General features: G+C 71.5%; 15 protein-coding genes and 1 pseudogene. 8 read left to right on the top strand and 8 right to left on the bottom strand.

Features of this window, described 5'->3' with window-relative positions; genetic code table 11:
* Positions 1 to 67: 67 nt before the first annotated feature.
* From ACFU53_RS14070 to ACFU53_RS14055, 4 genes are all read right to left on the bottom strand, one after another.
* On the bottom strand, positions 68 to 877 hold the full coding sequence (locus ACFU53_RS14070; RefSeq protein WP_383990655.1) for an SAM-dependent methyltransferase: 810 nt from the start codon (positions 875 to 877) through the stop codon (positions 68 to 70).
* Positions 878 to 911: 34 nt separating this feature from the next.
* The gene (locus tag ACFU53_RS14065) at positions 912 to 1406 is read right to left on the bottom strand and encodes a hypothetical protein (protein WP_383990652.1); all 495 of its coding nucleotides are present in this window, start codon (positions 1404 to 1406) and stop codon (positions 912 to 914) included.
* Between the two features lie 309 nt (positions 1407 to 1715).
* A complete protein-coding gene (locus tag ACFU53_RS14060; RefSeq protein ID WP_383990649.1) occupies positions 1716 to 1967 on the bottom strand; it encodes a DUF397 domain-containing protein in 252 nt (83 codons plus the stop codon).
* Positions 1968 to 1970: 3 nt separating this feature from the next.
* Positions 1971 to 2792 (bottom strand): helix-turn-helix domain-containing protein, encoded by an 822-nt coding sequence (locus tag ACFU53_RS14055; protein WP_383990710.1) that lies wholly within the window; start codon positions 2790 to 2792, stop codon positions 1971 to 1973.
* A 303-nt stretch (positions 2793 to 3095) separates the two neighbouring features.
* Here ACFU53_RS14055 and ACFU53_RS14050 point away from each other — a divergent pair, with 303 nt between their 5' ends.
* Positions 3096 to 4508, top strand: coding sequence for a hypothetical protein (locus ACFU53_RS14050; RefSeq protein WP_383990646.1), 1413 nt, complete (start codon positions 3096 to 3098; stop codon positions 4506 to 4508).
* Positions 4509 to 4521: 13 nt separating this feature from the next.
* On the opposite strand, the gene ACFU53_RS14045 is transcribed toward ACFU53_RS14050, so the two are convergent.
* Positions 4522 to 4929: an SDR family oxidoreductase gene (locus ACFU53_RS14045; RefSeq protein WP_383990643.1), complete on the bottom strand. Its 408-nt coding sequence runs from the start codon at positions 4927 to 4929 to the stop codon at positions 4522 to 4524.
* A 358-nt stretch (positions 4930 to 5287) separates the two neighbouring features.
* Here ACFU53_RS14045 and ACFU53_RS14040 point away from each other — a divergent pair, with 358 nt between their 5' ends.
* From ACFU53_RS14040 to ACFU53_RS14025, 4 genes and pseudogenes are all read left to right on the top strand, one after another.
* A complete protein-coding gene (locus tag ACFU53_RS14040) occupies positions 5288 to 5581 on the top strand; it encodes an ATP-binding protein (protein ID WP_383990640.1) in 294 nt (97 codons plus the stop codon).
* Positions 5582 to 5595: 14 nt separating this feature from the next.
* On the top strand, positions 5596 to 6135 hold the full coding sequence (locus tag ACFU53_RS14035; RefSeq protein WP_383990637.1) for a DUF6624 domain-containing protein: 540 nt from the start codon (positions 5596 to 5598) through the stop codon (positions 6133 to 6135).
* Between the two features lie 218 nt (positions 6136 to 6353).
* Entirely contained in the window at positions 6354 to 6890 is a 537-nt protein-coding gene (locus tag ACFU53_RS14030) for a GNAT family N-acetyltransferase (RefSeq protein WP_383990634.1), read from the top strand.
* Between the two features lie 52 nt (positions 6891 to 6942).
* Positions 6943 to 7161, top strand: a pseudogene (locus ACFU53_RS14025) (Rid family hydrolase); the annotation flags it as partial.
* Between the two features lie 18 nt (positions 7162 to 7179).
* Here the strand turns inward: ACFU53_RS14025 and mraY are convergent.
* Positions 7180 to 8247: a phospho-N-acetylmuramoyl-pentapeptide-transferase gene (gene mraY / locus ACFU53_RS14020; RefSeq protein ID WP_383990631.1), complete on the bottom strand. Its 1068-nt coding sequence runs from the start codon at positions 8245 to 8247 to the stop codon at positions 7180 to 7182.
* A 528-nt stretch (positions 8248 to 8775) separates the two neighbouring features.
* Between mraY and ACFU53_RS14015 the strand changes: the two genes are divergently transcribed.
* Entirely contained in the window at positions 8776 to 9228 is a 453-nt protein-coding gene (locus tag ACFU53_RS14015) for a DUF6193 family natural product biosynthesis protein (protein WP_383990628.1), read from the top strand.
* On the opposite strand, the gene ACFU53_RS14010 is transcribed toward ACFU53_RS14015, so the two are convergent.
* Positions 9213 to 10151, bottom strand: coding sequence for an EamA family transporter (locus ACFU53_RS14010; RefSeq protein WP_383990623.1), 939 nt, complete (start codon positions 10149 to 10151; stop codon positions 9213 to 9215). The genes ACFU53_RS14015 and ACFU53_RS14010 overlap by 16 nt on opposite strands.
* A gap of 40 nt (positions 10152 to 10191) precedes the next feature.
* Here ACFU53_RS14010 and ACFU53_RS14005 point away from each other — a divergent pair, with 40 nt between their 5' ends.
* Together ACFU53_RS14005 and ACFU53_RS14000 are read left to right on the top strand one after the other, a co-directional pair.
* Entirely contained in the window at positions 10192 to 10719 is a 528-nt protein-coding gene (locus ACFU53_RS14005; protein ID WP_383990620.1) for a MarR family winged helix-turn-helix transcriptional regulator, read from the top strand.
* 105 nt (positions 10720 to 10824) lie between these two features.
* Positions 10825 to 11325, top strand: coding sequence for a hypothetical protein (locus tag ACFU53_RS14000; protein ID WP_383990618.1), 501 nt, complete (start codon positions 10825 to 10827; stop codon positions 11323 to 11325).
* 103 nt (positions 11326 to 11428) lie between these two features.
* Here the strand turns inward: ACFU53_RS14000 and ACFU53_RS13995 are convergent, their stop codons facing one another.
* Complete coding sequence (locus ACFU53_RS13995; protein WP_383990614.1) at positions 11429 to 12397, bottom strand: aldo/keto reductase; 969 nt, start codon at positions 12395 to 12397, stop codon at positions 11429 to 11431.
* Between the last annotated feature and the right edge of the window lie 55 nt (positions 12398 to 12452).

Here is a 12452-nt window from a genome sequence, read left to right as displayed (position 1 = left end):
CCAGGAGTACACGGCCGTCACGGCGTGCTCCCGCGTCGCCCAATGCGCCCGCGCCGGGCCGGTGTTGCTACGCCTTGTAGGCCACGCCCCCGTACACGTCCGTCGGCTCCGGGTCCGTGCCCGGTTCCGGGCGCCACAGCGGGCAGGACACGATGCCGGGCTCCAGCAGCTCCAGGCCCTCGTAATAGGCGTGCAGCTGCCGGGGGCTGCGCAGGACGTACGGGACCGCGCCGGTGTCGTCGTAGCCGTCCTGGGCTCGCTTGAGTTCGGCGTCGGTGTCCGTGCTGTCGTAGTGGACGAAGTAGCTGCCCGGCGGCAGGGCGGCCTGGAGGCGGCGGACGATGTCCTTGGCCTCCTCGTAGTCCTGGATGTGGCCGAGGATGCCCATCAGCATCAGGGCCACCGGCTTACTGAAGTCGAGGATCTTCCCGGCCGCTTCGAGGATGGTGTCCGGGTCGTGCAGGTCGGCGTCGACGTAGTCGGTGCCCCCTTCGGGGGTGCTGGTGAGCAGCGCCTGCGCGTGCCGCAGTACCAGCGGGTCGTTGTCGACGTAGACGATGCGGGACTCCGGGGCGACCTTCTGGGCGACCTGATGGGTGTTGTCGTACGTCGGAAGGCCGGTGCCGATGTCCAGGAACTGGCGGATTCCGCGCTCGCGGGCCACGAAGGTGACCGTGCGGATGAGGTAGACGCGGGAGGCACGGGCCATCGTCTCGATGTTGGGGGCGATCTCGCGGTAGGCGTCGCCCGCCTCGCGGTCGACCTCGTAGTTGTCCTTGCCGCCCATCCAGTAGTTCCAGATGCGGGCCGAGTGCGGCACCGTGGTGTCGATCTTCGACAGGGCTTCCTGATCGGGAGTGGGGTGGCCGTCTGCCATGGGAACTCTCCTGCCTCACATCGCGTGGTCGTCGCTAACCTATCGTCAACTGCCGTGCGTTGCGCCAGAGTTGGGACGGATGAGAGACGGGGGCACGGATGGGACGGCCCGGCTCGCCGACGTCGAGGGTCACCACGGGTACGTGCTGGGCGAGGGTGCGGAAGGCGCGGGCGTAGGCGGTGGCGGCCTCCGTGGCCTCGGACGTGGTCAGGTGGAGCATGGCTCCGTCGCGTTCGGCCACGGCGTCGGCGAGGTCCAGGGCCTCGATCCAGGTGACCCGGGAGCGGCCCCGGCGCAGCGGCCCGTGGACGAGTTCCGCGATGAGATTCCCGTCGACGGCCAGTCGGCCGGGGCCGGCGAGGAGTTCGCGGTAGGGCAGGGCCGGGTCCAGGTGGTGGAGGGCGGGCGGCATGTGCCGGACCTCGAAGCCCAGGTGGGCCAGCTCGGCGACCAGGCGGTTCCGGCCGGGCCCTTGGTGCCCCTCGATGATCAGGGTCCGGTACCGGGTGAGTGCGGGCGGCGGGGTCATCCCCGCCCCCCGGGAGCGGCCCGGCAGGCGTGCCCGGCGGGCGGCATGGCTCGACCCGGGACACGAGGCGGCGTACGCATGCCGCTCCCTTCGGGTGGTGCGCGGCGGGTGTCGACCTCGCGAGCCCAGGCGCGGTCGGGTGGTGACCCCAAGTCTGTGCGCGGCCGGGAGGTGACGGGAGTGCGTGTGCGGGTTGTCCGGTTGTGCGGGCGTAGTGATCCGCGAGGCGGCCGAAGGGCCGCCGGGCGAAGCGGAGCAGAGCGGCCGGGCGCCGTCGGGTGAGGCGGAGCGGGCGCGACCGGGTGGCCGTCAGGCGATGAGGAAGTCGGCCTCGCCTGCCTTGGCGCCCGCCAGGAACGCCACCATCTCCTCCCGTGAGTAGACGAGGGCGGGGCCGTCCGGGTCGGTGGACTGACGGAAGGCGACGCTGCCGTCGGGCAGGCGCTTGGCCTCGACGCAGGAACCGCCGTTGGTGCCGCTCCAGGGCTTGCGCCAGCCCTCGGCACCGAGTTCGGGAGCGGGCATGCCGCTGTGGACGGGGCCGTCCGGTGTCCTTGCCATCTGTCACAACTCCTTGCGTAGTGCCGCCAGGATGTCCCTGGTCCGAGCCACCGGTTCCGCCTGCACGGACATCCGGTCCAGCACCTCCAGGTAGGTCACGACGTCCACGGGCTGGTCGACGTACTGGGCGCCCGCGAGGCCCTCGGTGTAGACGATGTCGGGGAGTTCGGAGAAGCCGAAACGGAAGTAGTGGAACGGGCCGTACGCCCCGGGGTGGGGTCCGGCCGCGAACCGCATGATCTGGATCCTGACCTTGGGCCGTTCCGTCGCCTCCACGAGCCGGTCGATCTGGGCCCGCATCACCTCGGGGCCGCCCACCGGCCGGCGCAGCACGGTCTCGTCGAGGATGGCCCAGACGGCCGGCGCCTCGGGTTTGACCAGCAGGTCCTGTCGCCTGAGGCGCAGCGCGACGCGGCGGTCGACGTCCTCGGGGCTCGCGTTCGGGAAGCCGACACGCATCAGCGCGGCGGCATAGTCGTGGGTCTGCAACAGGCCGGGGACGTACTGGGGTTCGTAGAGGCGGATGACGGCGGCTTCGCTCTCCAGGCTCACGTACGCGCTGAACCACTCGGGCAGCACGTCACGGAACTTGTGCCACCAGCCGGGCTGGTTGGCCTCGCGGGCGAGGGCCAGGAAGCCCTCGATCTCGGTGCCGGTGACCCCGTAGGTGCGTAGCAGCTCCTTCACATAAGGGATACGGAGACCGACCTCGGCCTTCTCCATGCGGCGGACGGTCAGGGCGGTGACCTCGATGGCGCGGGCGGCGTCGTCGAAGGAGACTCCGGCCTGCTCCCGCAGCTGCCGGAGCCGTTTGCCGAGGACCATGCGCAGGACCGTGGGCGCCGCAGGAGCACTCCCTCCTGAGCGGGTCTCACTCACGTGCAACCTCCCGGGGCGGGATTCACAGCGTGCAGTGTGCCACGCGATCCGTTGACACGGACAGGTCTTTGCCGTTCGTTCTGAAATTATCAGAACGCAGGTTGCGGGCTGAGTTGTTCGGCCACCATAGTGATCGAGCGACCTGCCGTACATCGCGGACAGCGTCCCTCGAACTCCTCCGGCCCGCCCAGGAGTTGGCGCCACGGCGGGCAGGGGTCAAGCCGCGCGCCGACACGATGCGACACCTGGATGGCCGCCGTGACGAACGGATTACCAAGGAACCCGGTCAAGGGGACGGGCGGGCCCAACAAGCCGCTGGCGGCAGCCCTGAAGGAGGCGGGCTGCTCGTACGCGTCCCTCGCTCTCCGGGTCAATGACCTGGGCCGCTGCCAAGGTACGGAGACCAACTACGACAAGGCCTCCGTCACCCGCTGGCTCCAGGGCCAGCAACCGCGGGGAAACACACCGGAGTTGATCGCTGCGGTTCTCGGCGAGCGGCTGGGCCGCGCGCTCGCTCCGGCCGACCTCGGTTTCCCGCTCGATCGCGGACGACCGGTGACGGGGCGGGCGTTGATGTACGTCGAGAACGTGGCGGAGACCCTGCACACCCTGGCCGAGCTGGGCTCCACCGACATCTCGCGGCGCAGTCTGCTCGGTTCGGTGCCGTTCGTGCCGGGCGCGCTGACGAACCCTCAGCGGGCCTGGCTGCTGTGGCTGGTGGAGAGCCGGGACGCCCCCAGGCTCGCGCCGGTGCCGGGCGGCGGGCCGGTGGAGCAGGTCCACGCGATGCTCCGCATGTTCGACGAGATGGACAACCACTACGGGGGCGGCGGTATCCGTACGAGCATCGTGCAGTACCTCACCACCGAGGTCATCCCACTGCTCCAGCAGCGCGGCATGCCGCCGCACCACCGGCGCGAGCTGTTCGCCGCCGCCGCCCGGCTGGCCGCCATGGCGGGCTGGAGTTCGTACGACGCCGGGGAGTACGGCCTGGCCCAGCGGTACATGACGCAGGGGCTCCGGCTCTGCGCGGAGGGCCGCGACCATGTGCTGGGCGGGCAGATCCTGGCCGGGCTGTCCCATCTGGCCACCAACCTGGGCCGCCCCGACGAGGGCGTGGCCCTGGCCCGGGCCGGGGTCGCCACCGCCAGGGACTCGGGCAGCCCCCTCGGCCTGATGCGGCTGCACGCCATGTCCGCCCGGGGGCACGCGGCACTGGGCCGGCCCCGCGAGACCGCCGAGGCCCTGCGCGCCGCCGAGAAGCAGCTCGACGCGAGCCGGGGCGCCGCCCAGGAGTCGCCCTGGGTGCGGTTCCTCGACCACCACTACCTCCAGGCCGAATCCGCCGTCTGCTTCCGCGACCTGGGCCTCGCCGCGCAGGCCGAGCACACGGCGGGCGAGTCGGTGCGCGCCCACGCCGACCGCCGCCGACGCCAGGCCATCAGCCGGTCCGTCCTCGCGACGGCCCATCTCCAGCAGAACCGCCTCGACGAGGCCATCGCCACGGCCACCGACGCGCTCGAAGCGCTCAGCAGTGTGCACAGCGAACGGTCCATCCAGGCCCTCCGCGACTTCCGGGGCCGGCTGGCGTCCCGACGCCACGAGCCCCTCGTACAGGACTTCGAACGCCGGTCGCGGGTGGTGCTGGGGGCGGCCGCCTGACGGTGGGCGCGCCTCAATAGCCGTCCGGCGAGGGCACGTTCTGGGCCCGGTCCACGGTCAGATGGGCGCCGGAGACTCCGGCCGCCCAGTCGGAGAGCAGGAACACCACCGTGCGTGCCACCTCGTGCGGAGTGACGGGGGCACCGGACGGCAGTTCCGCCCCGACGAAGGCGTCGTACGCCTGCGGATCCTCCCGGCGCATACGGTCCCAGCGGCGTCCGGGGATCAGCATCGAGCCCGGTGACACGGCGTTGACGCGGATGTGGTCCGGGCCCAGCTCCCTCTCGGCGAGGGAGCCGTACGACGTCCGCGCCCAGACCCCGGCTGCCCCGGCGACCACAACCCTCTTGGCGCGCATGCCGGGCCGGCCGGCGGAGGAGTACCGCTCGCGAAGGAGCGGGTTCTCGTCGACGTTCACCATGGTGGGGAACCTGTACAGCGCGCGCCACTACCCGCCCGCAACCGCACAACCCCTCCACCACCTGGTGTTTTGTGTGGCCGGTGCTGTTGTCTTCGACAACAGCACCCTCAAGGACCGGGAGGAACCCGATGACGGCAGTCAGTGTCGGCGCGCCCCGCCGACGAAACCCTGCCGCAGCAGCGCACGACCCCGGGTGGAGCGTCCATGACGCCCCCTCCGGCGGGGTGGACCGCTCCCCGGACGCGGTGAGGCTGCCTTGATCCCACTCAGGAGATCCCGTCTCCTCCAGCTGCAGGTGCCCGCGCACCCCGCGTGCGCCGCCGGGGTGGGGCGCACGGTGGCGGCGCACCCAGGGGGTGTGGTGAAAGTCCCGCACGGCACCCACAGCACCCACGACGCCCGGCACGCGGGTGCCGATCCCGTCGGCACCGTCGCCGTCGCCCTCGAATGCGCCGTGCGCGAACTGCGCGTGACGCTCGCCGACCCCTCGCCCGCTCCGCGCCGGCCACGAACCGGGGGCCCGACCGCCGAGTCGGGCCGCGGGCTGTTCATCGTCGCCGCGTCGGCCGACGACTGGGGCACCGATCCGCCGGAACCGGGTGAGGTGGGCAAGAAGGTGTGGTTCTCGCTCGCCGTCCGGGAGCCGATGTGAAGGGCGCCCCGGCCATGGAACCCGCGTCCGGCCCCGCGCCGCCCCGCAAGCGCGTCATCGCCGCCGAGCTGATCCGCAGGGCCGAGGACGAGCGGCGGCTGGCCCACGAGGCCCGTTCCGCGCCCACCGCGCAGGCCCGCGGCCGCATCGCCGAGTGCCACGCCGGAAACGGGGACGCCCTCCGCGCGATCGTCGCCCGCCACGGCTGGCCCACCGCGGAGTCGGTCGGCGAGCCCGCCTCCACGGCGGCCCTGATGATCCTCCTGCACTCCCCCGACCTCGGCTTCCAGCTCACCTGCCGCGACCTGATCGCCGAGGCCGTCGCGGACGGCCGCTGCCCCGCCGTGCACCACGCCTATATCGCCGACCACTGCGCCGTCGCCCTGAACCAGCCCCAGTTCTACGGCACCCGCATCAATCCCGGCACCCTCTTCCCGTACCCCATCCGCCACCCCGAGACCGTCGACGAACGCCGTCACGACGTGGGCCTCGGCCCACTGGCCGAACATCTACGGGCGGTGCGGTGCGGGTTGGGAGCGAGTGGCGGGCTCTAGGCGAGGCGGCGCCGGCCCTGGTCGCGTCAGATCCAGGTGGGCACGTGGGCCTCGGTGTAGCGGGCGCCGAAGCCGCCGTCGTCACCGCCGTCCAACGACTCTTCCCCCCACGACCGGCGACACCGACCCCTCTGGCGCCGACGGCCCGTAGCGGCAACTGCCTTGTCCGGCCCGGATATTCGATCGCTCCCGTTCCATGATCGCGTCAGGTTGGCGCGATGTCCGAACTGCGAACCGATCGTCTCCTCCTGCGCGACTGGCAGGAGTCCGACCTCGCCCCCTGGGCGGCCCTGAACGCCGATCCGGAGGTGCGGGAGTGCTTTCCGGGTGTCCTCACGAGCGAACAGAGCGAGGCGTCCGCCGCCCGCTTCCAGGCCGACCTCGACCGGCGGGGCTGGGGCTGGTGGGCCGTGGAGGTGCGCGCCACGGGCGAGTTCATCGGATTCACCGGGCTGGACCCGGTGGACGAGGACATGCCGTTCTCCGGAGTGGAGGCGGGCCGGCGACCGGCGCGTACGGCGTGGGGCCACGCTTACGCAACAGAGGCCGCGCGAGTGGTCGTGGACTTCGGCTTCGAACACCTCCGTCTCCCCGAGATCCTCGCGGTGACCACCGCCACCAACCTCCGCTCCCAGGCGGTGATGCGCCGCCTCGGCATGACCCGAGACCCCTCCGACGACTTCGACGACCCCGGCGTGCCGGAGGGGCCGTTGCGGCGGAACGTGGTGTTCCGGCTGGCGTCGAGCGCCTCTTAGCGCGGAGGGCTCGGCGCACCGGGCATTCTCCGCGCCAGGACCCGGCCGACTGAATATCGAGGCCGCGCCGGCCGAGGCGGAGTGCACCTTCGCCGATGTGGTGCCGGTGCGGTGCCTGCTGCCCGACCGCGACGACTTCGAGCCCTGCCGGCCGGTCCTGCGCCCCGCCTTCGAGGAGGTGCGACCGGCCGCCACGATGCTCATGCGCGGCCTGGCCGACCCCCGTATGAAGATCGAGATCGAGGTGTACGCCCGACAGGCCACCACCTGAACCCGACGCTCGTCCGACTCAGCCCGCGGCCCACCCCGCGTAGAACAGACCGAGGCCGGCGATCACGCATATGCCCTGGATGGTCCAGAAGCGGACCACGACGAGGACTTCGGACCAGCCCTTGAGTTCGAAGTGGTGCTGGAGCGGGGCCATTCGGAAGACACGCTTGCCGGTCAGTTTGAACGAGCCGACCTGGATGACCACCGACAGGGTGATCAGGACGAAGAGCCCGCCGAGGATGGCGAGGAGCAGTTCGGTGCGGGAGCAGATGGCAAGGCCGGCGAGCGCACCGCCGAGAGCTAGGGACCCGGTGTCGCCCATGAAGATCTTGGCGGGCGAGGTGTTCCACCAGAGGAACCCGAAGCAGGCGCCCATCAACGCGGCGGCGATGACGGCGAGGTCGAGCGGATCGCGTACCTCTATGCAGGAGGCGGGGTCGGTGAGTTCCATGGCGTTGGCGCACGAGTTCTGGAACTGCCACAGGCCGATGAAGGTGTAGCCGCCGAAGACCATGACCGACGCGCCGGTGGCGAGGCCGTCCAGACCGTCGGTCAGGTTCACCCCGTTCGACATGGCCAGGATCATGAACAGGGCCCATACGACGAACAGGACCGGCCCGATGGTCCAGCCGAAGTCGGTGACGAACGACAGCTTCAGGGAGGCCGGCGTCTGGCCGCGGTCGTCCGCGAACCGGATGGCGAGAAGGGCGAACACGATGCCGACGATCAGCTGACCGGCCATCTTCGCCCCGGCCCGCAGTCCCAGCGAACGCCGCTTCACGATCTTGATGTAGTCGTCGAGGAACCCGACCACCCCCATGCCCGCCATCAGGAACAACACCAGGAAACCGGGGTACGTCGGGCTCTCACCGGTGATGACCTTGGTCGAGGCGTAGGCGACGAGGGTGGCCAGGATGAAGGCGATGCCGCCCATCGTGGGGGTGCCGCGCTTCCCGGCGTGGCCGCGTGGGCCGTCGTCACGGATGTACTGCCCGTAGCCCTTCCGGGCCAGCAGCTTGATCAGCAGCGGTGTGCCGATCAGCGTCAGAAACAGGCCGATGGCCCCGGCAAACAGGATCTGGTTCATCGGACGGCGGTCTCCCCCTCGGTCGCGCTCTGGTACGCGACGGCCTCACCGGTGTCGCTGGTTCTCACAGGCCCCACCCTATGCAGACACCTGATCTTCGTACGGCGGCGGGTAGTTGCGACGGAACAGGGAAGGGCGGCCGTGCACCACCCCGCGCCTGCTGCACAATGACCGGTCATGGTCACACGCCCCGATCCAGCTGTTCCGAATCCCGGCGTCGCGGCTCAGGGCAGCCTCGCCGCCGCGCCCCGAACGGCCGTGGGAGAGGGCTTCTTCTCCGCACCTGACGCGTCCTCGGCCTCCGACCCCTTGATGCATGCCGCTGTCGAGAGCACGCTCCCGCACCGCAACCCGCTGTTCGTCAGCTCATGGTGTCCGAACGGCGGTCGTCGCTCCGCGGTGAGGAGTCGTCCCGGAGCATGGCACTCGTCGAGGGCGATACCGACGATCTGGCGCAGGTCGCCAGAGCCGCGCAGGCGTGGCACGACGGGCCGGCGTTGGGCGACATTTCGTCGGGCGGCACCGTTCGTGGAGCTGACCGGCCGCCTCGAGGTGCCGGACGACGATCCGGTACGACTGGCAGAGTCCGAGTGGCAGCATCTGCCCACCGAGGCGCGCACGGTGCAGGATCCCGGGGGCGCCTCTCGCGCGCTGGTCGAGGCGGCGTACGCCGAGCCGGCGCTGCGGGTCCTCTATCCCTTCACCGGCCACTGGACGCTGCGCTTCTCGGCCACCACCCGCCGCCGCCTGACCGTCGTCGGGCCGTGCCTGCTCGCGCATGACGTCGACCGGTACACGGTGAGCACGGACTTCTTGGGCGAATCCGTCCTCGCGCGAACGACCACGGCGCCGGAGGCGGTGGCGATGGCGGAGGCGGTGGCGGTGGCGGTGGCGGTGGCGGTGGCGGTGGCGACAGCCGTACGTCACCTGCCGCCCGGCCTCGGCCCGATCACGCTCGGAGAGGATCACGTCAGGGACTGAGGCGAACTCCGAGGACTCTCGCGCGGGTCGGTCGCCGAAGCGGGCTCCGGTCCCGGCCGGTCGCCGCCACGTCGGTCCGCCCGGCCGGGGCGGCCCAGGACGACACCGGTCAGGACCAGGACCAGCCCGCACAGTTGGCGGCCCGTCAGCGTCTCCCCGGCGACGGCCGTGCCCAGGAGTACGCCCGTGACGGGGTTGAGGAGGCCGATCAGGCCCACGGTGCCGGCGGGCAGATGGCGCAGGCCGGTGAACCAGACGACGAAGGCGAGCGCCGTGGCGATCAGGGCGACGTAGGCGAAGGCGAGGAGCGCCTGCGGGGAGAGCGCGGGCGGCAGTCCCTCCACCGCCGCTGCGACCGGGAGGAGTATCAGGCCTCCGGCGGTGAGTTGCCAGGCGGTGGAGGCGAGTACGTCGGTCCCGGCGTTCCAGCGCTTGGTCAGGATGTGGCCGAAGGACGAGACGAGCACGGCGGCGGCCGAGGCGAGGATTCCGGGGACGCCGGCGCCCGCCGCCCCCGAGAGGAGCATGAGACAGACTCCGCCGAGCCCGATCGCGGCGCCGGCCAGGTGCGCGCGGCCGGGCCGTTCGGAGACCAGGGGCCAGGCGATGAGCATCATCGTCAGCGGGGCGGCCGCCATGACGGTCGAGGCGACGCTCGTCGGCAGCAGCTGGGAGGCGGCGTAGACGAGCACGAAGAACACGCTCACGTTGAGCAGCCCGAGCAGCGCGGACCTCCCCCACCAGACGCCGCGCGGCAGCCGTCGGCACAGGGCGAGCAGGACGAGGCCGGCGGGGAGCGCCCGAAAGGCGGCCCCGTACAGCGGACTGTCCGCCGGCAGGTACTCGTGGGTGACGAAGTAGTTCGCACCCCAGGCCACCGGCGCGATCGCGGTCAGCGCCACCCATCGCATATTGGCTTCCATGGAAGACAATATAACTTCCCGGGAAGCTATCATGGTGGTCATGGAGGACCGTCAACCATCACCGGACCGGGTGGCCCGCATCCAGGCCGACTGGCGCCGTGAGAGGCCCGACCTCGACGTCACCCCGCAAGGGGTGATCGGCCGGCTGCACCGCCTGGCGGACCGGCTCACCGAGGAACTGTGTCTCGTCTACGGCCGCTACGGGCTCAGCGAGGGAGAGTTCGACGTGCTCGCCACGCTGCGCCGTGCCGGTGCCCCCTTCGAACGGGCGCCCGGCGAGCTCGCCGCGCACACCATGGTCACCACCGGCGCGATGACGAAGCGGATCGACCGGCTGGAGCGGGCCGGGCTCGTCACCCGCCGCCGCGCCGAGGACGACCAGCGCGGCCGGATCGTCGCCCTCACCCGGCCGGGACGGGAGCTGATCGACGAGGCGTTCACCGAGCACATGCGCAACGAGCGCCGTCTCCTGGATCTGCTGACGTCGGCCGAGGCCGAGTCACTCGAAACGGTGCTCACGACATGGCTGTCCCGCATGGAACATCCGGGGCCCTCCGGCGGCGAGTGACCCGCCACCACGGGCGCCGACCGACCGTCCGGCACGGCCCGCGTCGTCCCCTTCCCCTCCGGCCCACCGCTCAGACACCCAGCCAGGGCTGAGACACTGCACGTCATGGCCTCCTTCACTCCCGCGCGCGCCCTGCTGATGCTCACCACCGGGCTGACCTGCCTGCTGATGGCGGGCGGCGCCCTGATCGGCGCGCTGATCGGCGGTGGTCTCGTCGCCCTGGGGGCGGCCGTGTGCGCCGGGCTCGTCGGCATGGTGGGCTCGCTCATCGTGCGGCGGCGGGCCATGGCGCACTTCGCCATGGCCCAGCGGCAGGCCGGGCAGCGGGGCTACGCCGAGGGCATCGCGCACGGCGTGCTCATCCATGTGACCGCCTACGAGGCCGCCGTTTTCCCCCGTACCGGGCCGAACGGCGTCAGCCCCGAGGAGCGCGCGGCCCGCCGCACCATCGCCTATCGGATGGCCGCCCTCGACGAGGTGCCCCAGCGGGTCCGCGTGGCCGCCGCCGACGCCCTCGCCCTCCTCGACAAGACCGACCGCGAGGGCGCCGAGGAGGCCCTGGCCCGCCTCGCCACCACCGTGCGCCTGGAGTACGCCCGCCTGTGACGCCCGCGCCACCGACGCGGGCGTCCGGCACGGGGTCACCCGCTTCCCGGCACGGGCGTCCGGCGCGCGGGCGCCGGCCGAGCGAAGCCGGGCGTCGCCCGGCTCAGTGGCCGCTGATCGCCCGGGGCGTGTAGGGCCGTTCCAGCTCTTCGGTCTCCTTCTCCGTGAGGGTGATGTCGAGGGAGGCCACGGCGTCGTCGAGGTGGTGGGGCTTGGTGGCGCCGACGATGGGGGCGGTCACGGTGGGACGGCTCAGCAGCCAGGCGAGGGCGACCCGGGCCCGGGGCACCGCGCGCTCGCCGGCGATACGGGTGACGGCGTCGACGATCTCGCGGTCGCCCTCCTGGTAGAGCGTCCTGCCGAAGTTGTCGGTCTCGGTGCGTGCGGTGACGGTCTCCCAGTCACGGGTGAGACGGCCCCGGGCGAGCGGGCTCCAGGGCAGGGTGGCGACGCTCTGGTCCTCGCACAGCGGGAGCATCTCGCGCTCCTCCTCGCGGTAGAGGAGGTTGTAGTGGTTCTGCATGGACACGAACCGCGTCCAGCCGTTCAGTCGGGCGGTGTGCTGCATCTTGGCGAACTGCCAGGCGTACATCGAACTCGCCCCGATGTAGCGGGCCTTGCCCGCCTTCACCACATCGTGCAGGGCCTCCATCGTCTCCTCGACCGGGGTGTTCGGGTCGAAGCGGTGGATCTGGTAGAGGTCGACGTAGTCGGTGCCGAGGCGCCGCAGGCTGTCGTCGATCTCCGTCATGATCGCCTTGCGGGACAGGCCCCAGGCGTTGGGGCCCTGGTGCATGGCGCCGTTCACCTTGGTCGCGACGACGATCTCCTCGCGCCGCGCGAACTCCGCGAGCGCGCGCCCGACGATCTCCTCGCTGGTGCCGTCGGAGTAGACGTTCGCCGTGTCGAAGAAGTTGATCCCGGCGTCCAGCGCCTGCCGGATCAGTGGGCGTGACGCCTCCTCGTCGAGGGTCCACTCGTGCGTGCCTCGGTCGGGGAGGCCGAAACTCATGCATCCCACACAGATCCGGGACACGTCCAGACCCGTCGAGCCGAGCTTCACGTACTGCATCGTTGCGACTCCTGCCTGTGGGGTGTGCCGCTGACCAGCGTACGGAAGAGCGGAG

This window comes from Streptomyces sp. NPDC057474 (assembly GCF_042802555.1).
Classification (GTDB): Bacteria; Actinomycetota; Actinomycetes; order Streptomycetales; family Streptomycetaceae; genus Streptomyces.
This window is presented reverse-complemented; position numbering and strand designations above follow the sequence as displayed.